The sequence below is a fragment of the Mesorhizobium sp. BR115XR7A genome (assembly GCF_020165315.1).
Taxonomy (GTDB): domain Bacteria; phylum Pseudomonadota; class Alphaproteobacteria; order Rhizobiales; family Rhizobiaceae; genus Mesorhizobium; species Mesorhizobium australicum.
Genome location: NZ_JAIUHW010000002.1, coordinates 358,325 through 382,029 on the forward strand (window position 1 = coordinate 358,325; position 23,705 = coordinate 382,029).

Sequence of the window (23,705 nt, forward strand, 5' to 3'; positions counted from 1 at the left end):
GCATCCCGAGCGAAACTCAGAGTTTTGCGATCCTTTCCGCCCCACCTCCGGCGAGACACGGCGTCTTCTAAATTAGCTTTAAAAAAACTCTATCGAGCGCCTCTACCGAGAGCGGCTTCGCTAATCGGCTTGAATAGACATGCAACCGCGTCCCGACCACCCAGTAACGGGCGGATCGACTCGTCGCGATGTGCCGTAATGAACACCACCGAAATGTCGTGGCCGTGACGCCTGAGCTCGGTTCTCAGTTCGGGCCCCGTCATATCGGGCATTGCGATGTCGAGGATTAGGCATCGCGTCTTTCGAGATCTTTCGAGCGGAGAAATGCGTGTGCGGAGGGAAAGGCCTGAACGGGGTAACCGAGCACTTTCAGCAGATCAGGCAAAGACTCGCGCACAGGCTCGTCATCGTCGATGATTGTCACGAGGGGGCGCTTAGGCATTGGGGCTTCCTTCGTGGGATGCCTTCGCACCTTGTGGCGTGTGCCCCGCGGGCTCGGTTGGAACAACCTGCACCGCAGGCTGCGGGATCGCGAACGAGAAGCTCGCCCCCGTGTCGGCGTTTCGGCTTGCCCAGATGCGGCCGCGGTGATGCTCGATGATTGACCGGCTGACAGATAGACCGATGCCCATGCCGGTCGGCTTGGTCGTATAGAACGCGTCAAAGAGTCTATTGATACTCTCCGGGTCGATACCTACGCCGTTGTCCTTTACCGTCAGTTTCACTTGACCGTCTTCGTCCATTCCGGTGCTGAGTGTGACGCGCCTCGGTAGATCCTCGATCTCGCTCACAGCATCAGCCGCGTTAAGAAGAAGGTTCAACACGACCTGCTGAAGCTGCACACGGTCGCCAACGATCTTCGGCAGGTCAGGCGCGAGATCAACCTCGAGGTCCACCCGTCCTCGCCGCAACTCTATGGTCGTCAGGGCGAGCAAATCTCGCACAGCCTCGTTGAGGTCGACTGACTCGGTGGTCTCACTTTTTTTGCTGAACAAGGCGCGCAGCTTGCTGACGACTTCGGCGGCGCGATTGCCATCGCGAATTGTGCGCCGCGCGGTTTCGCGCGCGCCCTCGATGTCTGGCGGATTGGACGCGAGCATGCGCAGTCCGGTGCTGGCGTTAGTAATGATACCCGAAAGCGGCTGGTTAACTTCATGAGCGATCGACGCCGTCATCGCCCCAAGGGTGCTGACCCTCGAGACGTACGCCAATTCTGTGCGCAGCTCGTTGACAGCCTCCTCGGCCAATCTCCGCTCTGTAATGTCTTGCATGGTGCCAACGAAGATCTTCTGCCCGTCAACTTGAGTGTCCGGGCGCGATTCTGTGCGCAGGTATTTGACGCGGCCGTCGGGCATGCGGAGTCGAATGTCGTAATCGTGATCCACAATACCGGCCTGCGCCTCTGCAAGCTTAGTCGTCAGCAGCGGGATGTCGTCGGGATGGACCCGGGTGGCGATCTGCTCAACCGTAATCGGCACGCTCGAATCGAGCTCGAAAATCCGGTAGAGTTCTTCCGAAAAGAACGTGATCTCCCTTGTCGCTAAGATCCACACGAAACTTCCGGTGGAGCTCACGCGCTGCGCATGCGCGAGCGAGGCTTCGCTTTTCACCAACTCGTCTTCGGCGCGTTTGCGATCCTCGATGTCAGTATTGATGCCGTACCACCTGACGACCGCTCCGGTTTCGTCGCGTAGTGGGCTCGCTCGGAAGATGAACCACCTGTATTTGGCGTCGGCACCGCATAGCCGCGCCTCGCACTCGGCGCTCGAGCCGGTCTCCCGGGCTTTCTCCCATGAGGCACCCAATCGCTGCAAATCCTCTGGATGCACTGCCGACGTCCAGCCCCAGTCCGCTAAGTCGTCGAGCGATCGCCCGACATAGTCGAGATAGTGCTGATTGAAGAAGTCGGCCGCGCCGTCTGGATGTGCTGACCAGGCCAATGCCGGGATGGCATCGACGGTGACTTGCAGGTTGCGCTCGCTGGCCGCGAGGGCTTGCTCAGCATGCTTACGATCGTCGATGTCAATCATCAGACAGTACCAGCGGATGATGCGTCCATCGGCATCTTTGGCTGGGAGACCACGGACCTGGAACCAGCGATACGCCCCGTCGAAGCGCCGCAGTCGCGTTTCCGTGTCGATCGGACGTCCTGAATGGAAAGATCCCCTCAGGACTTCAACGTGGTGTTCGACATCGGCGGGATGGACCGTGCCGTTCGTCGGCCAGTTCGAAAATTCCTCGATCGTCTGGCCGAGATATTCAAGGAACTGGGCGTTGACGTCTTCGGCGGCACCGCTCGGCGCGAAGGTGGCGATCAGGCCGGGGGTGGTATTCACCGCTAGCCGGAGTTGACCCTCGCTTTCGCGCAGCGCTAGCTCCGCCTTTTTCTGATCATCGATGTCGGTCAGCACCCCATACCAGCGGAGGATGCGGCCATCGGCGTCTCGCAACGGATTGTTGCGGACCTGGAACCATCGATAGACGCCATCGAATCGTCGTATCCGAGTTTCGAACCGGCTTTCTCGATCCAGGGTCATGAACGTTCGGAAGTACTTCAACGTCCCACCGAAGTCGTCGGGATGGACCATATCGGTCGTCGTCCATTGCTTCAGTATCTCAAGCGTGTACCCGAGATATCCCAGAAGCCGTTTGTTTGCGTCCGTGATTCCTGTCTCTGGAGAGACTACGATAATGCCCGCTGGAAGGGTGTCGAGCGTCAGGCGCAGCTCACTTTCACTGGCCCGAAGCGCGTCCTCCGCAAACCGTCGCTCGGCCACTTCGCGATGGAGTGCTTCGTTAGCGCGAGCGAGCTCCGCCGTAAGTTGAGGTATGTCCATTTCCATTTGGCCGCCTGTCTCCCGTCGAAGCCTTCGGCCGCGTAGGATTCCAGGCTGCTCCTGGGCGGCAGTCGCCACAAATGCCGACCCCGGCATGACCGGCCAATTCGGTACACCCGCCAGCAGCGCTAGGCAACTTCAGGAAGCTCCCCCCTTGAGCACCAAATCAAATTATCATAGGTGGCACTCGTCGCACGACCGTTGGTCGCTGGGCCCGAGGTGCTCGAACACGGTATGGCCGAACTGGCACGACAGAGTTAGCAGAGCGCAAGACTATTGCTTCCTCCGCGGGCCCGGCTCACCAACGACCGCTCTCACGCGGCGCTTGGACGGATCGGACGGCGGGGATGCGGCGCAAGTCAATTCCACACTAGCCGCGACCTACGGCACCATTTACTCCACACTCGGTCCACGGCGGGATGGGCCCTCTCCACCACCGCTGGCGAATATATTCATTTCCGCTCTGACAACTGCTCGCTTTCCACCGTCACTTCCGTCAAACCACCGGTGTCGACATCAAAAATAAAGCCGCGCACGGGAACGTCTTTAGCAATCCATGGGTGCGATCTAATTTTCGTTATTTGTTCTTTCGTGTGGTTTTCAGGATCTTTATATGAGAAGAATCGCATAGGCGCCGGCGTTGCGTCGCCAGTCTGCGCGCTGAACTTTGTGTTCAAATCCTCGTCTGTAAAGCTCGTGAATCCACAGCCCGTGTGGTTGAGCAGCATAATCTCTGCTGAGCCCAGTACCCGGGTGGACACAATAAGTTCCCCCATCACATCATCTGTTACAGCCGGACCGCCAGTGCGAATTACGTCCATGTCGGCATTGTTCAAACCTAAGATTCCCTCTAGGTCAGAGAGCCGCGGATCCATGCAGGTTACGACCGCAATCTTGGGCCGAGGGTGCGCCCCCAGCTTTGAGTCATACCCCTGGGCATACCGCTCATTGGCCTCTAGAGCCTTATCGATGAGACTCATGATCTTCTCCTTGTTTAGCAATCCGCTTCAATTGCGGCAGTCATAGTCCGCTGGAGAGCTGCCGCTGTCGATGAGACCAAGGTGTCGGGTGGACCGACAAATTGCCGACTGAATGTCGGCCATTTCCGACCAACGGGCAGAAGCCAGGAAGCGGACATCGCCGGCCGACAACGACACAGGCCGAGTCGGCAGCAACTCCTCTTTCCTGCTTTGGGCCGCTGAAGCGTACCGGCGGGGTTTCGGTGTCTTTTCACGCCTCGTACTTCGGCGCCACGTGAAGAACGTTCGAACTCACACGTGGGAATTCGAACTCACACGTAGAACTTGAACGGTTGGCGTTCCTCTCCCTTCGCCGAGCCCATCGTGAGGACGTCTCCAACCATCCGTGCGAATCGCACGGTGACGGGCAGGCCATCATCGAAGTTGCACGAGTTGTAGTTGATCTTGGTGAGACCCATAATGTCTCCCAAGACCGCGCGGATGTCGGGCTTCTCGTTCTTGTTGCGTATCACTGTGATGTGCAGCGGATTGGGTGTTTCCGGCCCGATATAGGTGTCGAGCTGCGGTACGTAGCCCGTCGTCCAGAGATAAGCCGTCTGATCATCGAGCAGGAGGGCGGTCCCACGCAGCACAGGATAGTCGCCATCCCGAAAGAGCTCCGCAACTTCCGCCCGCCGTGCCCTTGCTGCGGCGGACGCATGATCGAGGTTGCGCACGGCTCAGCCATCGGGCGAGGTCTCTCCCGGTTTGAACAGCCCAAGCTTGTCAAGCGGGCTCGTGACCGTGCGCACCGTCCGGGTCGCGACCTTAGCGTAGAGGGCGGTGTTGTTAAGCTTGGCGTGCCCGAGCAGGACCTGAATGATACGGATGTCGGTGCCGTCCTCCAGCAGGTGGGTGGCGAAGCTGTGGCGCAGCGTGTGCGGCCCGACCCGCTTGGCGATGTCGGCGGCATGTGCCGCCTCGACGACGATGCGATAGAGCTGACGCGTGCTGATCGGCTTCATCGCGTGCTGCCCGGGAAACAACCAGCCGTCGCGATGCATCACGCCCTGCTGCCGCCCGACCTTCCACCACTCACGCAGAAGCGTGAGCAGATCGTCTGAGAGCATGGCGTTGCGATACCGCCCGCCCTTGCCGCGCTCGACGCGCAGCAGCATGCGTTCGCTGTCGACATCGGCGACCTTGAGCATCGACACCTCCGCGACACGCAGGCCGGCGCCATAGGCGACCGAGAGCGCGGCCTGGTGCTTGAGGCAGGTGGTGGCGTTGAGCCAGCCGGGCGACCTCGTCGCGACTGAGCACCACGGGCAGGTTGCGCGGATGCGCCAGCCGGACGAGCCTGCGCGCCAGGTCTGGGCGGTCGAGCGTCTGGGTGAAGAAGAAGCGCAGCGCCGACACAATGCTGTTCATCGTCGGCACGGGAACGCCATCCTCCTGCTGCTCGATCTGGAACCGGCGCAGGTCGTCGACGGTCGCCGTGCCCGGTGAACGCCCGAGGAATGTCGCCAGGCGTCCGATGTTGCGCTGCGTCTCCCGCGAGAAACGCCGCATGTTCATGTCGTCGATCAGCCGCTGGCGCAGTGGGCTGATCGGTGCATCGAGAGCGGGGTGGGTCATGGTCAGGCTCCTTGTTGAAGAAGCCCGTCATGCTCTGCCGCTGCCGGACGACGCTCAATGCGAGCGCGACGCCCGGCCCGTAACCGCTACCTCAAGCGTAGGCGCCCTCCCGCGCAGCGGGTTCGTTCTCCGGCCCCAGAGCGGTGACCCGCACCGTTTCTCCTTCGGCCAATCAAGGCCGAGGAGAACTCAAATGGGCCATTCTCAGTTCGATGATGCTAGCCGCGAGCGCGCAGCTTGGAATACTGGAAAGAAGGTGGGAACCAAGCGTCCGCTCACGCAGAAACAGATCTGGGCCGTCCGCTTCTTCCTCGATCGCGAGCGCCGCATTCGTGACCGTGCGCTGTTCGATCTTGCGATCGACAGCAAGCTTCGCGGCTGCGACCTGGTCAAGATCAGGATTCGTGATCTGGTCGCGGGGCCGGAAATTAGGACCCGCGCGATCGTAGTTCAGCAAAAGACGGGCCGTCCAGTCCAGTTCGAGATTACCGGCGACGTGCGAGCCAGCCTTCTGGCTTGGCTTGAAAGGCGTGGCGGCAAGATCGACGACTATGCATTCCCGAGCCGGATCAATCACGCCCGCCACATGAGCACGAGGCAGTATGCCCGCTTGGTTGACGAGTGGGTGACGGCGATCGGTCTGCGTCCAGAGGAGTATGGCACCCACTCACTGCGTCGCACGAAGGCATCTATGATCTACAAGGCGACAGGAAATCTTCGAGCCATCCAAATCCTGCTTGGGCATTCCAAGATCGAGAACACCGTTCGGTACCTTGGCGTAGATGTGGAAGACGCACTGCTCTTAGCAGAGCGAACTGAAATCTGACATTTGGGCGGTCACCCGATGCACCACGGATGACCGCTTCAGCCTCCCGGATACGTTCTTGTTCTGGCTGTCCCGGGTGGGAAGCTGAAAGGCAGCTTTCGAGGAGCAACTTGCAAAATCAGACGCGTAGCCTGATGGGCTTATTTGGCCTGAATCGACCCTTCGATTTGCACCGCCAGTCTCTTTGCTAAATCATGGGGTAGGACGGTGCAGAACTGTTGTGGTAATGCACGGGACGGCAATCTAATCAGCGGTCGGTAAATGAGATTAATAACGACATATGAGAGCAAGCACCTTTCCGGCGTGGATAAGCTCTGGAAAGAAGCATTTCCCAATGATGGACCTTGGAACGCTGCTGTTACCGCAATCGCCGAAAAACTCAGGTTTCAGCCTGACTTAATGCTCGTCGCCCTTGACGGAGATAAAGTTGTTGGCTCCGTGATGGCTGGTTATGAAGGGCATCGGGGATGGATTTCGCGTATTGCAGTGTTGAGGTCGCACCGCAATGCTGGAGTTGGGCGAGACCTTCTCGTGGAGGCCGAACGTCGCCTTGCGGCTCTCGGCTGCATCAAGGTGAATTTGCAGGTGGTCGAATCAAACGCGGCCACGGTCGAGTTCTACGAAAGGTCAGGATATCGGATCGAGCCACGGATTAGCATGAGCAAACATCTTCCTCCCTCGACATCATCGCCCACGAGCTAAAATCAAACGTCGGCTTTCGGGGAACCCGCAGAAAGATACGTCCGAGATCCGGGCGCTTTCGCTCGAGTGCCTCTGAACGATAGAAGCCTCCGAGCGACCGCGGTGTAGCAAGTCTAACCTTGGGCATGTCCAAGGTCATCGAGGGTCATAACGCGCAAGCTACGACTGCTTATGGGGGTGCGGCAACGCTCTTTGACCGACCGCAATGGGGTCGTCAGTCGAATGACCGCTTTACCGGATTCCTCGGCCAAAACCGGACTGTCGGCAAGCGGCCCCTTTCCCGCCGTTCCGAAACGCCCATCCAAAAGGCTGCTTCGATGCGCATTTCAGACATTCAGTCTGATTTAAAGTTGTTCTCAGGCAATCTAACGTCAGTCGACGCTTGGACGGCCGCTTTGTGCCTCGATATCGCCCGTTGCGGTAAGCTCCGGCGTTTCCTAAAAACGATCATGCGGATGGCTTTGGGGAGGCCAACCGTGATCGGTTCGCCTCGTTAGGCTCCGCAGCTGAAGCGATTGATCCTGAAATCGTCGAGTGGCGTTTCGCAACGGCCAGTCATCATGAATTCGGCCATGGCGTCGCCCACGCCCGGACCAAGCTGGAAGCCATGTCCGCTGAAGCCGAACGCGTGGAACAGGCCGGGCGTCGTCGCCGAGCGTCCCATGACCGGCAGCATGTCCCGGACATAGCCCTCGCAGCCGGACCAGGTGCGGATGATCGCGACCTTCGCGATGGCCGGCAGCAGCCGCGCGATGGCGCGGAGTTGCGACGGGAGGCGAATGGGATCGGCGGCCGCGTGGCCCGGATCGAGGTCTACCCGCACCCTTTCTGCCGCGCCGCCGAAGACGATGTTGCCGCGCTCGACCTGGCGTAGATAGGCGCCATGGTCCTTGTCGCGCGTCCAGATGCCGACCACCGGCAGGATCCGATGCGGCAGCGGCTCGGTTACGCCCATCTGGGGGCCGCGGGCGTCGAGCGGGACTTCTTCGCCGAACCCAGCGGCAATGCGCGCGCCCCAGGCTCCGGCGGTGTTGAGCAGACACTCGGAGGCGAATGTGCCCTTCGAACTGGTGACAAGGAAACCGGAGCCCGTATGGGTGATTTTCTCGACCTTGGCGCCCTCGATGATTTGCGCCCCCAGTTTGCGAGCCGCCGCGGCAAAGGCCGGCGCGATCAGCCGCGGATTGCCGCTGCCGTCATGCGGAGAAAATGACGCGGCGATCGCGTTGGCGCCGAGGCCGGGAAAGCGGGCGCTAATCTCGCGTGGGCCGAGTTCTTCCAGCTCGAGGCCCCAGGGCTGTGCGGCTCGGGCATAGGCCCGCATGTCGGCAAGGCTTCCTTCATCGAAGATCAGCCGGACATGACCGGTGGCGCGGAACTCGACGTCGCGGCCAAGCATCTTTTCGGCTTCGCCCCACAGTCGGAGCGAGCGGTGGGCGAGTTGAAGCTGGGACAGATGGCGTCCCGTGCGCCGGATGTTGCCGAAAGACGCGACCGTCGCTCCGGTGCCGACCCGATTGCGCTCGATCAGCGTCACGCGCGCGCCGCGCCGGGCGAGGAAATAGGCCGAAGCCGTTCCCATCAGTCCGCCGCCCAGCACGATCACATCCATGGTTATTCCCTAGAGCATGATCCCGAAAAGTGGGAACTGGTTTTCTCGGACAAACGGTTTCCGTTTGTCCAGGAGATCATGCTCCAACAAAGAGCTAGATGATGGCTATTCGACCAAATGTCATCTTCATCTGGCGCGGAGCGAACAATCCCTGAAGGCGCCGATCTTGTCGGAACCGCTTCATTGCGTCAAAGATGGGTTTGGACAACAACCATAAGCTAAGCCTATGGAGTGGCAATGCGTGCCCGTCAGCTCGAAGTGTTCATCGCCGTCATGCGCGCGGGCACCGTGACCGCCGCGGCTCGGATGCTGAACATCTCCCAGCCTGCGCTCAGCCAGATCCTGCTCCATACCGAGGATGAACTCGGCTTCACGCTGTTCGAGCGGGTGAAGGGCCGTCTGCGGCCGACCCCGGAGGCGCTCGAGATCTTCGCCGATGCCGAGAGGCTGTCGGCGGGACTGGAAGGCCTGCGCCGCAAGACCACCGACCTGCGTTTGGGCCGGACGGGGTTGGTGCGAGTGGCGGCCTCGCCGCCGCCGGCCATGGCCATCTTGCCGCGCGCATTCACCAGCTTCCGGGCGCAGCATCCCGATATTCTGCTGCGTTCCCATAGCGCGCCGATCGCCGCGATCGTCGACATGCTGCGCGCCGGCGATGCTAGCCTCGGCGTGGCGTTGGACGACCGGCTGCCTCCCGATATCGATGCAGAGGTGATCGGCAGCGTCGGCTTCGCCTGCCTGCTGCCCGCCGGGCATGCATTGGCCGGGAAAACCGAGTTGAGCCTCGGCGATCTCGCCGGAGAAGAGTTGATATCCTATCGCGGAAACACCCGCCCCGCCGACGAGTTGGCCCACGCGGCCCGCGCGCAAGGTGTGGCGCTTTCGCCCTCGCTCGAAATCGATGTCTCCATCTCCGCGGTCGGCTTCGTCCAGGCCGGCCTGGGCATCGCCCTGGTCGACGCGCTGCTGCCCTGGCATCAGTTTACCGGGCTTGCCGTCAGGCCGCTCGCGAATGGGCCGGAATTTCCGATCGCGCTGCTCACGTCGCGCACACGCGCTCTCTCTCGGGCCGATGAGATAATGCGCGACCAGATCCGCACCGCCTGTTCCGTCGTGTTGGGCGGCGCCAGGCCATAAGCAAGACTTATATCGTTCCTCTTCATACGTCTTGGACCCAGGCCATCCTGTCGTGTCAGCTTTGGTTGGCAGACAGGAAGGGACGCATCATGGATGGTGTCATCGCGGCCAACGAGGCGCGGAACGAAACCGACTGGAAGGTCGGCGTCGATATCGGCGGCACATTCATCGACTTCTGCGCGCTCGAAGCGCGCTCCGGTCGCGTCGCCTCGCTGAAAGTGCTGACGACGCCGGAGGATCCGGGCGCCGAGCTTATGACGGGCCTCACGCTTCTGGCCGACCGCGAAGGCTTTGATCCTGCCCGCATGACGCGCTTCGTGCACGGTACGACAGTGGGCATCAACACGATCATCCAGCGCAAGGGCGCATCGCTCGCGTTGTTCACCAATGCCGGCTTCGAGGACGTCATCGAAATGGCGCGGCTGCGCATGCCGGACATGTATTCGCTGTTCTGCGCACGGCCGGAGCCGCTGATCTCGCGCGACATGGTTTTCGGCATTCCGGCCCGCATGCGTGCCGATGGGAGCGAATCCCGGGCGCCGGACATGGAGGCGGTGGAAAAAGCGGTGGCAGTGGCAAAAGCGAATGGGGCGCAAGGCATCATCGTGTCCTTCCTCCATTCCTGGCGCAATGCCGCTCAGGAAGCTTCAGTGAAGGCGACGATCGCGCGTCTTGCACCCGACCTCTTCGTCTTCTCCTCGGCCGAGGTCTGGCCGGTCATCCGCGAATACGAGCGCAGCTCGACCGCCATCCTCAACGGCTATGTGCATCCGCGCGTCTGCGGCTATCTGACGGCGCTGGAACAGCGGTTGAAAAGCCGTGGCGTGCCGGCGCGTCCGATGCTGACGAAGTCGAATGGAGGACTGATGAACGCCGCCGAAGGCAAGCGCGCCTGCGTGAATATGCTTTTATCGGGAACGGCCTCCGGTGTGACCGGCGCCTCGTGGCTGGCGCGTCAGGCAGGCGAAGACAAAGTCCTTACTCTCGACATCGGCGGCACCTCGGCCGACTTCGCGCTCATCATCGGCGGCGAGGCGCAGTTCGGCACCGGCGAGCTGATCGGCGAATTTCCACTTCATATCCCCTCCGTGTCGGTCAGTTCGATCGGCGTCGGCGGCGGCTCGATCGCCAGTGTGGATGCGCAAGGTGTGCTGCGGGTCGGACCGGAATCGGCAGGTTCGACGCCGGGACCGGCCTGCTACGGCCGTGGCGGCGAGAGGCCAACGGTGACGGACGCCATGGTGGTTTGCGGATGGCTCGGTCACAGCGAGATGGCCTATGGCCAGCTCAGAATCGATACCGGCCTGGCGCATCGTGCGGTCGGCGAGCTTGCCACCCGGCTCGGCCGCCCCATCGAGCAGACCGCGCAGGCGATCCTCGATATCGCGGTGTCGGAGATGTTCGTCGAGGTCGAGAAGCTCGCCTCGCGCGCCGGCGTCGACTTGCGCGACTTCACGCTAATGCCTTTCGGCGGTGGCGGGCCGATGCTCGGCGCTTTTCTTGCCCGCGAACTCGGCATGAAGCGCGTGATGGCGCCGCGCCGCCCCGGCGTGGTGTCAGCGCTCGGCGGACTGGTGGCGGATTTGCGCGGGGATTTCATTCGCACCATCTTCACCCCGCTCTCGGGCGTGTCGCTCGCCGGAATTCACGAGGCCTTTGAGGCGCTGGCGCAAGAGGGGCGCGACTGGCTTGCGGCGCAGGGGCACGACGCGGCCGCGGATCTCACTTTCTCCTGCGACATGCGCTATGTCGGGCAGAGCTATGAGATCGAGGTTGTCCTGTCGCCGCAATGGTTGCCAGATGGTGATGCGGCCGCCATCGCGCAGGCCTTCCATCTCACCCATCAACAGCTCTACGACTTCCACGACGTTGATGGCGAGATCGAGCTCGTGAACGTGCGGCTGTCCGCAGTGGGCGCGGGGCCGAAGCTCTCCCTCCCGGAGACCGACGAGATCAACGCTCAGGCCGTCCCGGCGCGCAGTCTTGCCGTCTACACGGGCGCGAGCGTCGAGACCGTCGACCTCCACAACCGGCAGACCCTCGTGCCGGGCAGCACGTTCCACGGGCCTGCCGTGGTCGTTCAGGAAGACACCACGTTCGCCATTCCCGCCGGAGCGCAGGCGAGGGTCGACCGCCATCTCAACCTTCTGCTGACCTTCGCGGAGTGACGCCATGTTTGACCGGACAAACCTTCAGGTTCTGGCGAACCATGCCCGCGCGGCAGCCGAGAACATGGCGCACACGCTGCACCGCACCGCGCACTCCGCTTTCGTCAAGGAGACGCAGGATTTCACGGTGATGCTGATGGACCGTTCAGGCGCGACCTTCGCCGTGCCGATGGAACTCGGTGCCACCTGGTACCCGGGGCTTTCGTATCGCCGCGCGATCGCGATGGTCGACGACTATCGGCCGGGAGATGTCGCCTTCACCAACGATCCCTATTCCGGCCACGTCGCCACGCACGCGCCAGACACGCATCTGTGGAAGCCGGTCTTCGTTGACAACGACATCGTCGCCTGGACCGGTGGCCATATCCACAACACCGACATGGGTGGCGCGGTGCCGGCTTCGCTCAGCCGGGCGCTGACCGAAATCCATCAGGAAGGCATCCGCTTTCCGCCCATGAAGCTGGTGAATGAGGGCATCATTGACGAGTCGATCCTGCGGATCATGAGCACCAATGTGCGCAAGCCCGACCTTAACATCGGCGACATCAAAGCGCTGATCGGTGCGCTCAACACCGGCGAGCGCAAGATCCAGGCAATGGTACGAAAGTTCGGCAAGGCCGGCTTCATCGAAGGCGTTGCCGCTCTTCTCGATCAGGCGGAAGCGCAGGCGCGCGACGTGCTGCGTTCCATGCCCGACGGCACATGGGAGTTCGCCGATTATGCCGACGAGGATTCCGTCGAGGCCAATCCGTGCCGGCTGAAGCTGACGCTGACCATCAAGGGCGATGCGGCGGTGCTCGACTTCACCGGCTCCGATCCGCAGCTCGGCTCCTCGCTCAATGTGCCTTCCGGCGGCGACCCGCGACACACCATGCTGCTGGTGGGGGTCTACTACGTGCTGTATACCCTCAACCCCAAGATCCTGCTCAACACCGGCCTGACCCGGCCGTTTACCTGCATCACGCCCCGGGGTTCCGTGCTGAACCCGGTACACCCCGCCGCCGTTGGCATGCGCTCGCTCACCTGCGCCCGACTGCGGTCGGTCATCTTCGGCGCCTTCTCGCAGGTGATGCCTGAACGCCTGCCCGCGGCGCCGGCCGGCAACAACTGCATCGTTAACGTCATGACCACGGACGAGCGCACCAGCCGGACCGTCATCACGGCGGTGAATCCCGTGGTGGGTGGCGGCGGCGCGATGCCGCATCGCGATGGCACCAATGGCTCGGGCGCCGATGCCGCCTATCTTAAGAACACGCCGATCGAGATCACCGAGACCGAGACCCCGGTCGAATTCGTGAAATACGGGCTCGCCAAGGACAGCGGTGGTGCCGGGCGTTGGCGCGGCGGCTTGGCGACCGAGATGGCCTTCCGCGTCTTTGCCCCTGATTCCAGGATCACTGCCCGCAACCGCGACCGCAGCTTCTTCCGTCCTTGGGGCGTGCTGGGCGGCAAGGCTGCCGGCCTGTCGGACATGATCGTCAATCCGGGGACCGAGCACGAACGGCGGCTGGGCAACATTGACACCACTGTGCTGCAACCCGGCGATGTGCTCGAGATCCGCTCCGCCGGAGGCGGCGGGCGCGGCGATCCACGTCAACGCGAACCCTGGCGGGTCGCACAGGATGTGCGGCGCGGCTACGTTTCGACGGCAGCTGCCGAACGCAACTACGGCGTCGTCATCCGCGGCGGCGAGATCGACGAGCAGGCAACAGAGCAACTGCGCGCGCGGCACGAGCCGGTCGCAGGCCATTTCCATTTCGGTCCGGAGCGCGACGGCTACGAAGCGCAGTGGACGCCCGACGCCTATGACCGGCTCACTGCCATACTGGGGGATTTGCCGATCCATTGGCGGTTCTTCACCAAGACGGAGGTCTTCCGCCGCATGAAGGGGCGCTGGGGACCGGAAGGCGTCCAGGCGGCCTTCGATGCTGCCTGCGAGCGCTTCCCCGAACTGCCTCGTCCTGGCACGGTGCGAGAGGCGGCGGAATGATCACCGCCGGCCGCATCGTCAGACTGGCCGAGTTCGACCGGGCAGAGGTGCATTTCTATCTCGACGGGCAGAGGTGCGGTGCGTTGGCGGGCGACACCGTGCTGACCGCCATGCTGGCTTCAGGCCATGTGCTGCGAAACTCCGAGTTCGGACCCGAGTGGCGCGCCGGGTTCTGCCTGATGGGAGCCTGCCAGGATTGCTGGGTCTGGCAAGACGAGGGGCCGCGCCTGCGGGCGTGCTCGGCCCTGATCACGCAAGGTTTGCGATTGCGCACGACGCCGCCGGAGAACTGGCCATGAGCGAGACGGCGCCGCCTCGGATCGTGATCGTCGGCGCCGGCCCCGCCGGCATAAGGGCCGCGGCAACGCTGGTCGAGGCCGGACTCCACCCGGTGGTGATCGACGAAGCGCAGCGTGCAGGCGGCCAGATCTATCGGCGCCCGCCAGACGGGTTCATCCGCACGCCGGAGCAGCTCTACGGGTCGGAGGCGGCGAAGGCCAGCGCACTGCATGCGCTCTTCGATCGGCTGTCCGCAGAGGGGCGGCTTACCCATTGCGCGGGAAGCTCGGTCATCGCCGTGCAAGAGGGGCGGCTGCACGTGATGGGTGAGGGGGGCGTGCCGGTGATCTTCCATGACCGCCTGATCCTTGCGACCGGTGCATCCGACCGTGTCGCTCCGGTCCCAGGCTGGCAGAGCGCCGGAGTTTATAGCCTCGGCGCGGCCCAGATCGCGCTCAAGGCACAGGGCGTGGCGCTGGGGCAGCGGATCGTCCTGATCGGATCGGGGCCTTTGCTGACGTTGGTCGGCGCCCAGCTTGTCAAGGCTGGAGCCGATGTGGCGGCGGTGTTGGATACCTCTTCCTGGCGTCAGCAAATGCGCGGATTCTCTGGACTTGCCGCCCGGCCGTTGGTCGCGCTGCGTGGCCTGGCTCTGCGAGCGAAGCTGGGCCGCCGCTATCATGCGGGCGTGACGCTGGAGTGCATCGAGGCCGACGGGCAAGGTGTAGTGGCCTTGCGCTGGCGTGATGCCGGCGGTCGGCAGCAGCATACGCCTTGCGACATGATCGGCATGGGCTGGCACCTGCGGGCGGAGACGCATCTGGCCGACCTGGCGGGATGCGCCTTCACCTATGACGAGCGGTGGCGGCAATGGTCGCCGAAGACCGACCAGATGGGACGGGCTGGCAACGGCGTTTATGTGGCGGGCGATGGGGCTCGTCTTCTGGGAGCGGACGGGGCGGAGATCGCCGGGCGTCTGGCGGCAGCGGCGTGCCTTGCCGATCTTGGATTTCCAGCGCCCTCCAGCGCGGCCGATCTGCGGGAGCTTGCACGGCTCGAGCGCTTTGCCTGCGGCTTGGCTTCCGCCTTTCCCTGGCCAGCGGTGATGGCGCGGGCGCTCCCCGACGATGCGGTCGTCTGCCGCTGCGAGAATGTGACCGCCCGAGATGTGCGCGAAAATGTTGATTTTGGCGGCGAAGCAAACAGGGTGAAATCGCTGTCGCGCGTCGGCATGGGCCGATGCCAGGGACGCTATTGCCAGTTGGCCGCCGTCGAACTCGTCGCGGCACGAGCCGGCTGCGCGCCAGATGCAGTCGGCCGGTTTCGCGGGCAGGCCCCTGTCCGACCAGTGCCTGTCGGCGCGTTTCTCCGGGAGCACTGATGCAATTGCCAATGCCGCGCCCCGGATGTCGGCATGGATCACCTCCTAGAAGTCGGCGACTTCGCCCCAGACCGAACCATCGAAGCGGCGCGGATCGTAGGATGTCGCATCGACGATCGGCGCCAACCCGGTTACCAGATCCGCGACCAGATGCCCGGCGCCGGGGCCGATGCCGAAGCCGTGTCCCGAAAATCCGGCAGCCAGGAAGAAACCCGGCACAGTATCGATCTCGCCGATGGCAGGCACGCCGTCCGGCGTGCTGTCGATGTAGCCGGCCCAGGCCGCGCTGATCCTGGTTTGGCGAAGTGCAGGCAGCAGCTCGAGTGCCCGGGCAAGGGTCAAGCGGATTGTCGCCGGATCCGGAGCCGGATCGAGGATGCGCATCCGCTCCATCGGCGTCTGTCGGTCAAGCTGCCAATATTGCAACGTTTCGTGCCCCGAACGCATGCCTTGCAGCCCGCCAGGCCCGAGGCTTCGCCAGCGCTTCAGGAACATGGGAAGGAATTGCGACGAGAAACGCAGCTGCTGCGGCGTTACGTCCACGCGGCCGCGCCCGCTTATGGCGAGCGTATAGCCACCATCGCCGCGGCGCGTGGCCGAAACCTTTGCGGTATGCAGCGCGTTCGGCAGTCCCTGCGCACCGGGCGAGACGGACAGTATGGAGGAGCGGATCGACGCTTGCGGAAAGCGGAAGCCGAACTGATGGCAAAATGAAGAGGCCCAGGCGCCGCCGGCCAGCACGGCCACCTTGGTCCGGATCGTTCCACGTTCCGTGACCACGCCGCTCAGGCGCCCGCCTTCGACCTCGATACCGCGCGCGGCACAATTCTGGTGGACGGCGCCTCCAAGCTTGAGGATGGCGCGGGCCACTGCCGGTGCCGCCCGCGACGGATCGGCCGTGCCGTCGGTCGGCGAGAAGACGCCGCCCCTCCAGCTCCGGCCGGTGGCGAGGCCCCGCTCTGTGGCCTCGGCACTGTCGAGCATGTGCGTGGTAACCCCGGCGGTTTTGGCGAAATCACGCCAACGCGCCCAACCGGCGAGTTCCGCCTCGTCATTGCTGAGATAGAGCAGGCCGCAGCGGCGGAAGCCGGTGTCTTCACCGGTCTCCACCGCAAAGCTGTCCCACAGATCCAAGCTTCTTGTTGCCATCGGCAACTCGCGGGCGTCGCGGTTCTGCTGGCGGCACCATCCCCAGTTCCTCGAGGACTGCTCGGCGCCAATGCGGCCCTTTTCTACAAGCGCCACCTTCAGGCCACGCCGTGCCAGATAATAGGCCGCGAAGACGCCGACGATGCCGCCGCCGATCACCACCGCGTCCGCGGTCCGCGGCAGTTCGCCAGATGTCTCGATTTGCTGCAGTGGTGCGCGCATGGTCTCTCTACCTTGACGCGCCAATCTACCGTGTTGTGCAGGCAGCCGCTGCTGCACTTGTGGCCGGAGCAGAATTTTATTCCGGCAGTCGCGTTGGAATCGGGAGTCCCTGCGTTTTAAGCGGCGTCCACTCGGATGGACAGCCCAGCGGGCTGTGATAGTGTCGATGGTCATCAGCAGGGCAGCATTTTGTGCTGCGGCACGGTTCCTCGGAGGCCACCCGTGAAACTCGATCGGATCGATATCAAGATTCTTCACGAACTGCAGAAGAACGGCCGCATCACGAACGTGGAATTGGCCGAACTGGTGCATCTGTCGCCGAGCCCATGCCTGATGCGGGTCAAAAGACTGCAATCGGAGGGCTACATCGGAGGCTATTCCGCGCAGGTCAATATCGGCAAGCTCGGCCAGACACTGACAGTCTTCACCGAGATCACGTTGAAGAACCACCGCCAAGTGGACTTCGCACGTTTTCTCGCCGTCGTGGACAAGATCGAGCAGGTCATCGAATGTCATCTTGTGTCGGGTGGCTACGACTATTTGATGAAGTTCGTGACCTCCGGCATCGCTGAATACCAGACGATCATGGAGCGGCTGACCGACATGGATATCGGCATCGACAAGTATTTCAGCTTCGTGGTGCTGAAGTCTCCCATCGTCAAGGCGCACATGCCGCTGCCTAGCCTGTTTCCGAGGTAGTCAACGACGAGCGCGCTGCGCTTGTCGCCCGCTACAAGGTGTCCGGCCGCAATATCGGGTGCAGCGCTTTCAATTCGACTTGCATCTCAGCGATCATCCACGCGCAGATGTCGGAGACGACAGGCGGTACCGGCCTTGAGCGCGGTGCAATCAGCTGATGGATCCGGCCGGTCTTGATCTGTCTGTCCGAGGCCGGGACAAGGGTTCCATGAAGCAACGCCCTTGAAACGTTGCTGAGCCAGCCGAGCGCTACGCCTTCCCCGTTCATGGCGGCTTGAAGCACGACCGCGTAGTCCGAGAATTCGAGCCACTTTGCCCTGCTGGTCTTGCGATCCGCCACACTGCCCCATGCGTCCAGCCACTGCTCCTTGGCGTCGGTCAGGTGAAGCAGCGCATGACCTTCCCCGGTTCCGGCATGGATCAACCGACCGTGGGCCGACAAATAGGATGGGCTGCATACCGGAACTATGATTTCCGGTGAGAATGCCCAGTGGTGATAGTGGGTATCGTCATCGGCCAGGATTCTCGTGGCAAGGTCGACATTCTCGGCTGGTCCTCGCAGAACGCCCGCGATCAGTTTGAACCTCAGGTCGACGTCAGGAAATCTCGTGTTGAATGCCCCTAACCTGGGAACGAACCAATAGGTTGCCAGAGAACTCGAAAGTGAAAGGGTCACCACCGGCTTTGCAGCGCTGTTCTGCTTCATCCTCCGGATCACCTCAGCGATGCCGTCAAATCCCTCCCGCACAGCCGAATGGAGGGCACGTCCTTCTGCAGTCGGGGCCAATCCCGTTGGACCCCGCGTGAAAAGAGGCACACCGAAATCGGCCTCGAGCTGCGCAATGCTGCGGCTGATCGACGGTTGCGTGACGTTGAACTCGCGAGCGGCGGCCGTGAAGCTGCCCAACCGGACAGCAGCCTCGAAAACGAGAAGTCCGCGCGCGGAAGGAATGAGTTTTGCAAATCCAGCCATACGCCCAGCGTATAGCCGACCCAACAATTTTCAAGCTTTCCGCAAACCTGGAAATGGCGAACTATGACCCTTATGAATGGGGCGGAGCAGAACGTGAAGGTAGCGGGATCTCAAGCGGGTAGCACATCCAGCGATCCTCTGCTTCAGCCGTTTCGGCTCAAGGGTCTGACGCTCCGCAACCGCGTCGTCAGCACCAGTCATGCCTCGATGCTGGACGATGGCGGCCTGCCGCTGGAGCGCTACCAGCGCTACCATGAGGAGAAAGCGCGCGGTGGCCTAGCGATGACCATGGCGGGCGGCTCGGCCATGACCTCGCCCGACTCCAGTTGGGGCGGCGGTCAGCTGGACCTTTCGAGCGATCGCGTCGTGCCTCATCTCCAGTCGCTGTCCCAGCGCATCCACCGCCACGGCGCCGTCGTCATGTGCCAGGTTTCGCATCTTGGCCGGCGCGCCACCGCCTATGCCGGGAACTGGCTGCCGCCCGTAGCGCCGTCACGCGTTCGCGAGACGCGAAACCGGAATTTTCCGAAGGAGATGGACGCAGCCGACATCGACAGGATCGTCAGGGACTACGCCAGTGCCGCCAGGCGCTGCCTGGACGGCGGTCTGGACGGCGTCGAAACCGTCACCGCCGGCCATCTGATCGGGCAATTCCTCTCGCGCAGAACCAACAGACGCACGGACGGTTTCGGCGGCTCGCTGGAAAACCGCGCGCGCTTCGGCTTGATGGTTCATGAGGCGATCCGCCAGGCGGTTGGCGACGACTTCGTTGTCGGCATTCGGCTGGTCATCGACGAAGCGGCCGATGACGGATCGGACTTCGAGGAATGCCTCGCTTTCGCCCGACTGTTCGAGCGGGCTGGCCATATCGATTTCTTCAACTGCATATTCGGCCGCATGGACACCGATTTGTCCCTGGCCGAGCAGAACATGCCCGGCATGTTCACCAAGAGCGCGCCGTTTCTGCCGCTGGTCGGGCAGTTCAAACGAGAAACCAGGCTGCCCGTCATCCACGCTGCGGCCATCAGGGATGTGGCCACGGCCCGCCACGCGATCCGCGAAAACCTTGTCGATCTGGTCGGCATGACCCGGGCGCATATTGCCGACGCCCATATCGTCAACAAGGTGATGCGCGGCGAAGAAGAACGCATTCGCCCGTGTGTCGGCGCATCCTACTGCCTGTACAAGAAGGTGCAGTGCATCCATAACCCGGCCAGCGGCCATGAAACGATCGTCAGCCATACCATCCTGCGTGCTGAAACGCTGAAACGTGTGGTCGTGGTCGGCGGTGGTCCGGGAGGGATGGAAGCGGCAAGGGTCGCCGCCGAGCGCGGACACAGAGTGAGCCTGCTCGAAGCCGGAGCGCGACTTGGTGGGCAGGTGCTCGTCGCGGCCGCTGCCGTCGACCGCAAAGATCTGATCGGCATAGTCGACTGGCGTACCGGTGAACTCGATCGTCTGGGCGTCGAAGTCCGCCTCAACACCTATGCGGACGCAGCGATCGTCCTCGCCGAGAGACCGGACACGGTCATCATCGCCACCGGCGGCATTCCGGACATGGAATGGCTGGAGGGCGCCCAACATTGCGACAGCGTCTGGGACGTCTTGACCGGGGTCGTGCCGGCGAAGGACGACGTGCTCATCTACGATGAGACCGGACGCCAGGCGGCAGTTTCCTGCGCCCTGCATCTTGCCCGTCCGGGGCGCGTGGTCGTCCTGGCCATGGCGGACGACACGCTGGCGATCGAGACGCCCTATCCGGACAGGGTGAGTTTTCGCAAACGCGCCTCGGAACGAGGCATCCGGATCGTCAGCGATGTGCGCCTGGTCAAAGCAGCGCGCCAGGGCAACGGCATCGCCGCCACGTTCCGGCATGAGCTCACCGGTGCGAAAATGGAAATGACCGCCGCCCAACTCATTGTCGAGCGCGGTACGGTGCCAATGGAGGATACCTACCAGGAGTTGCGCGCGCGCTCCGTCAACAACGGAGTCACCGACATAGCGCTGATGATGGGAACGGAAACGGACGGTGACAATGGTTCCCAAGCTGCCGGATCGTTCTTCCTGCACCGAATAGGAGACGCGGTCGCCAGCAGGGACATCTACTCGTCGATCTATGAGGCCTACCGGCTCTGCTCGCAATTGTAGACAAGGCCCATGAAACTCGATCGGATCGACATCAAGATTTTGTACGAGCTCCAGAAGAACGGCCGCATCACCAATGTGGAGTTGGCGGAACTGGTCAGTCTTTCCCCCAGCCCATGCCTGGTGCGGGTAAAGAAGCTGCAGGCTGAAGGCTATATCGTGCGCTATTCGGCGCAGATCGATATCGCAAAGCTGGGACGGACGCTCACCGTCTTCACGGAAGTCACGCTAAAGAATCATCGTCAGATCGACCGCGCGCGTTTCCTTGCCGCCGTCGACAAGGTTGACGCGGCCGTCGAATGCCATCGCGTTTCCGCCCGTTACGACTATCTCTTGAGATTCGTCACGGGTGGGATTGCGGAATATCAGGCGACCGTGGAGCGGCTCATCGACATGGATATCGGCATCGACAAGTGTTTTAGCTTCGTGGTGCTGAAGTCTCCCATTGTCAAAGCACACATGCCGCTGCCCAGCCTGTTTCCCTTGTAATCAGCGGTGACCGTACTGGCTGACCAGCTCGGGGTCGCGGACGAGGCCATCGAGCCACGCGGGATCGAGCTTCGGCACGGAGGAGAAAAGAAGCTTCGAATAGGGGTGGGTTGGCGCCTTCAGTCTGTCGGCCGTGATCTGCTCCACCCGCTCGCCATTGTACATGACCATGATTTCGTCGCAGATCGCTTCGACGACGGAGAGGTCGTGGCTGATAAAAATGTAGGAAAGGCCCAACTCGCGCTGCAGCTCCTTGAGCAGTTCGATCACGGCGGCCGCCACCACCGTGTCGAGCGCCGAGGTGATTTCGTCGCAGATGATGAGCTTGGGCCCGGCAGCCAGAGCGCGCGCGAAGTTCACGCGCTGCTTCTGGCCTCCCGAGAGCTCCGACGGGCGACGGTAGCGCAGCGTCCTGGGCAGGCGAACCATATCGAGCAGTTCGTCGACGCGCTTCGAGCGCGCCTGCCGGTCGAGCCCATGATAGAAGGCCAGCGGTCGGCAGATGATGTCCTCCACAGGCTTGGCCGGATTGAGCGCGGTATCGGCATACTGGAATACGATCTGCATCTCGCGCAGTTGGTCCTGGCTGCGTTTGCCCGCGGCGCGCTCCAGTTGCCTGCCATCGAAGGCGATGTCGCCGGCCGCCGCCGGATGGATGCCGGCGATGACGCGCGCCAGCGTCGATTTTCCGCAGCCGGATTCGCCGATGACGCCAAGATTGCGCCCCTTCTCGACGACCAGGCTGACGGAATTGACAGCGCGAATAAGCGGCAGTCCGTCGGCCCGCACCGCGCCGTAGCCGGCGGTCACATTGTCGATACGCAGCAACGGCTTCGCGCCGGCATCCGCGTCCGCATGTGCTTGCCGCGGTTTCGGCTCGAAGGCAGCCAGCAGTTCGCGCGTGTAGGGGTGCTGGGCACCCGAGAGAATCTGGGCCGTGGTGCCGGCCTCCTGCACTTCGCCGCCCTTGAGCACAACGATGCGATCGGCGATCTGGGCGACGACCGCGAGGTCGTGGGAGACGTAGACACCTGCTATCCCACCGGCCCGCATGACCGACTTGAATGCCTTCAGCACGTCGATCTGCGTCGTCACGTCGAGTGCCGTCGTCGGCTCGTCGAAGATCATCAGCTTGGGATCGCCGATCAGCGCCATCGCCGCCGACAGCCGCTGCAGCTGCCCGCCTGAAACCTGGTGCGGATAACGGGCACCGATTCCTTCCGGGTCCGGCAGCGACAACGCCCGGAACAGCTCGACCGCGCGCTTTCGTGCCTGCTCGGGCGGCATCAGCCGGTGGATGCGCGTAACCTCGATCACCTGCTCCATGATGGTGGACGAAGGGTTGAAGGAGGCGGCGGCACTTTGCGGAACATAGGCGATGTCGGTGCCGCGCAACCTGGCGCGCTGCTTTTCGGTAAGCGCGGCCATGTTCTTGCCGTTTACATTGATCTCGCCGCCGGTGATCCGGCAGCCAGGCCGCGCATGGCCCATCAGCGAGAGCGCAATCGTCGTCTTGCCGGAGCCGCTTTCGCCGATCAGGGCGACGATCTCGCCGTCGGCGATATCGAGGCTGACGCCCTTGATGATTTCGACAACACGACCGGCGTCAGTGGTCGCCTCGATCCTTAGGTTCCTGACCTCGACGAGATTGGTCATGCGTCCCTGTCCCTGATCTTCTGCGGCAGGTTGTCGATCAGCAGGTTGACGCTGATGGTGAGGCTGGCGATCGCCAGCGAGGGAACGATGACGGCGGGAGCGGCGAAGGGCAGGCCGCCTATGTTCTCGCGCACCAACGCGCCCCAGTCGGCGAGCGGCGGCTGCAGGCCGAGCCCGAGGAAGGACAGGCCGGACAGCAAGAGCACGATGAAGACGAAGCGCAGGCCGAAGTCGGCCAGCACCGGGCGCATGATATTGGGCAGGATCTCTGACCCGATGAGATAGGCGATGCTTTCGCCGCGGACGCGAGCGACGGTCATAAAGTCCATGGTGTTGATGTTGACGGCGAGCGCCCGCGCGAAGCGATAGGCGCCCGGTATGTAGATGACGGCGAGCGTCAGGATCAGCGCCGGGATCGACGAGCCGACCGCGGCGACGACGACAAGGCCGAACAGCTTGCTGGGGATGGAGTTCATGGCGTCGAGGAAGCGGCTGAGGCAGGCGTCGAGCCAGCCGCCGGTGACGGCCGCGATCATCCCCAGCACCACGCCCGAGAAGCAGGCGATGGCGACGGCGGCGAGCGATATGCCGACGGTGTAGCGCGCCCCCATCAGCACCCGCGAGAGCATGTCACGGCCCAGATAGTCCGAGCCGAGCCATAGGCCCTGACGCATCGGGCCGAAATAATCGTCATCGACAATGTCGCCGATCGAATGGGGAACGATATAGGGCGCGAAGATGGCGATCAGCGTCCACGCCAGGATGACCAGCGCGGCCACGACGCCGACAAGATTGTAGCTGTGGCCTAGGAAGGACCGCCGGGAAGCTGCCACGCGCGCCATC

Annotated in this window: 19 protein-coding genes and 1 pseudogene; 10 read left to right on the plus strand and 10 right to left on the minus strand. The window is 62.8% G+C overall.

Going from position 1 to position 23,705, the window contains the following annotated elements:
* Positions 1-89: 89 nt before the first annotated feature.
* The 5 genes and pseudogenes from LB557_RS31720 to LB557_RS31725 all read right to left on the minus strand — a co-directional run bounded on the left by LB557_RS31720 (position 90) and on the right by LB557_RS31725 (position 5,434).
* On the minus strand, positions 90-272 hold the full coding sequence (locus LB557_RS31720) for a response regulator (RefSeq protein ID WP_318013334.1): 183 nt from the start codon (positions 270-272) through the stop codon (positions 90-92).
* A gap of 162 nt (positions 273-434) precedes the next feature.
* On the minus strand, positions 435-2,843 hold the full coding sequence (locus LB557_RS05825; RefSeq protein ID WP_224642813.1) for a PAS domain S-box protein: 2,409 nt from the start codon (positions 2,841-2,843) through the stop codon (positions 435-437).
* Positions 2,844-3,289: 446 nt separating this feature from the next.
* Entirely contained in the window at positions 3,290-3,817 is a 528-nt protein-coding gene (locus tag LB557_RS05830) for a beta-class carbonic anhydrase (protein WP_140502834.1), read from the minus strand.
* 311 nt (positions 3,818-4,128) lie between these two features.
* Positions 4,129-4,533: a hypothetical protein gene (locus LB557_RS05835; protein WP_224642812.1), complete on the minus strand. Its 405-nt coding sequence runs from the start codon at positions 4,531-4,533 to the stop codon at positions 4,129-4,131.
* A 3-nt stretch (positions 4,534-4,536) separates the two neighbouring features.
* A pseudogene (locus tag LB557_RS31725) lies at positions 4,537-5,434 on the minus strand (tyrosine-type recombinase/integrase).
* Between the two features lie 193 nt (positions 5,435-5,627).
* Between LB557_RS31725 and LB557_RS05850 the strand changes: the two are divergent.
* Both LB557_RS05850 and LB557_RS05855 read left to right on the plus strand, forming a co-directional pair.
* Positions 5,628-6,260, plus strand: a complete 633-nt coding sequence (locus LB557_RS05850; protein WP_140502832.1) for a tyrosine-type recombinase/integrase — start codon at positions 5,628-5,630, stop codon at positions 6,258-6,260.
* 261 nt (positions 6,261-6,521) lie between these two features.
* On the plus strand, positions 6,522-6,962 hold the full coding sequence (locus LB557_RS05855) for a GNAT family acetyltransferase (RefSeq protein ID WP_140502830.1): 441 nt from the start codon (positions 6,522-6,524) through the stop codon (positions 6,960-6,962).
* Positions 6,963-7,455: 493 nt separating this feature from the next.
* Here the strand turns inward: LB557_RS05855 and LB557_RS05860 are convergent, their stop codons facing one another.
* Entirely contained in the window at positions 7,456-8,574 is a 1,119-nt protein-coding gene (locus tag LB557_RS05860) for an NAD(P)/FAD-dependent oxidoreductase (RefSeq protein ID WP_224642810.1), read from the minus strand.
* A gap of 237 nt (positions 8,575-8,811) precedes the next feature.
* Between LB557_RS05860 and LB557_RS05865 the strand changes: the two genes are divergently transcribed.
* From LB557_RS05865 to LB557_RS05885, 5 genes are all read left to right on the plus strand, one after another.
* On the plus strand, positions 8,812-9,711 hold the full coding sequence (locus LB557_RS05865) for a LysR family transcriptional regulator (protein ID WP_141906474.1): 900 nt from the start codon (positions 8,812-8,814) through the stop codon (positions 9,709-9,711).
* Positions 9,712-9,800: 89 nt separating this feature from the next.
* Positions 9,801-11,879, plus strand: a complete 2,079-nt coding sequence (locus LB557_RS05870; RefSeq protein ID WP_224642809.1) for a hydantoinase/oxoprolinase family protein — start codon at positions 9,801-9,803, stop codon at positions 11,877-11,879.
* A 4-nt stretch (positions 11,880-11,883) separates the two neighbouring features.
* A complete protein-coding gene (locus tag LB557_RS05875) occupies positions 11,884-13,869 on the plus strand; it encodes a hydantoinase B/oxoprolinase family protein (protein WP_224642808.1) in 1,986 nt (661 codons plus the stop codon).
* On the plus strand, positions 13,866-14,168 hold the full coding sequence (locus LB557_RS05880) for a (2Fe-2S)-binding protein (RefSeq protein ID WP_141906477.1): 303 nt from the start codon (positions 13,866-13,868) through the stop codon (positions 14,166-14,168). Before LB557_RS05875 ends, LB557_RS05880 begins: the two co-directional genes overlap by 4 nt.
* Positions 14,165-15,529 (plus strand): NAD(P)/FAD-dependent oxidoreductase, encoded by a 1,365-nt coding sequence (locus LB557_RS05885; RefSeq protein WP_224642807.1) that lies wholly within the window; start codon positions 14,165-14,167, stop codon positions 15,527-15,529. The genes LB557_RS05880 and LB557_RS05885 overlap by 4 nt, the downstream gene beginning before the upstream one ends.
* 45 nt (positions 15,530-15,574) lie before the next feature.
* Here the strand turns inward: LB557_RS05885 and LB557_RS05890 are convergent, their stop codons facing one another.
* Complete coding sequence (locus LB557_RS05890) at positions 15,575-16,900, minus strand: NAD(P)/FAD-dependent oxidoreductase (protein ID WP_224642806.1); 1,326 nt, start codon at positions 16,898-16,900, stop codon at positions 15,575-15,577.
* Between the two features lie 222 nt (positions 16,901-17,122).
* Here LB557_RS05890 and LB557_RS05895 point away from each other — a divergent pair, with 222 nt between their 5' ends.
* On the plus strand, positions 17,123-17,599 hold the full coding sequence (locus LB557_RS05895) for an Lrp/AsnC family transcriptional regulator (protein ID WP_140504424.1): 477 nt from the start codon (positions 17,123-17,125) through the stop codon (positions 17,597-17,599).
* Positions 17,600-17,630: 31 nt separating this feature from the next.
* On the opposite strand, the gene LB557_RS05900 is transcribed toward LB557_RS05895, so the two are convergent.
* Entirely contained in the window at positions 17,631-18,572 is a 942-nt protein-coding gene (locus LB557_RS05900; protein ID WP_224642805.1) for a LysR substrate-binding domain-containing protein, read from the minus strand.
* 72 nt (positions 18,573-18,644) lie between these two features.
* Here LB557_RS05900 and LB557_RS05905 point away from each other — a divergent pair, with 72 nt between their 5' ends.
* The gene (locus LB557_RS05905; protein ID WP_224642831.1) at positions 18,645-20,720 is read left to right on the plus strand and encodes an FAD-dependent oxidoreductase; all 2,076 of its coding nucleotides are present in this window, start codon (positions 18,645-18,647) and stop codon (positions 20,718-20,720) included.
* Positions 20,721-20,729: 9 nt separating this feature from the next.
* On the plus strand, positions 20,730-21,206 hold the full coding sequence (locus LB557_RS05910; RefSeq protein ID WP_224642804.1) for an Lrp/AsnC family transcriptional regulator: 477 nt from the start codon (positions 20,730-20,732) through the stop codon (positions 21,204-21,206).
* On the opposite strand, the gene LB557_RS05915 is transcribed toward LB557_RS05910, so the two are convergent.
* Both LB557_RS05915 and LB557_RS05920 read right to left on the minus strand, forming a co-directional pair.
* A complete protein-coding gene (locus LB557_RS05915; protein WP_224642803.1) occupies positions 21,207-22,862 on the minus strand; it encodes an ABC transporter ATP-binding protein in 1,656 nt (551 codons plus the stop codon).
* Positions 22,859-23,704: an ABC transporter permease gene (locus tag LB557_RS05920; RefSeq protein WP_224642830.1), complete on the minus strand. Its 846-nt coding sequence runs from the start codon at positions 23,702-23,704 to the stop codon at positions 22,859-22,861. The genes LB557_RS05915 and LB557_RS05920 overlap by 4 nt, the downstream gene beginning before the upstream one ends.
* Position 23,705: the final 1 nt, after the last annotated feature.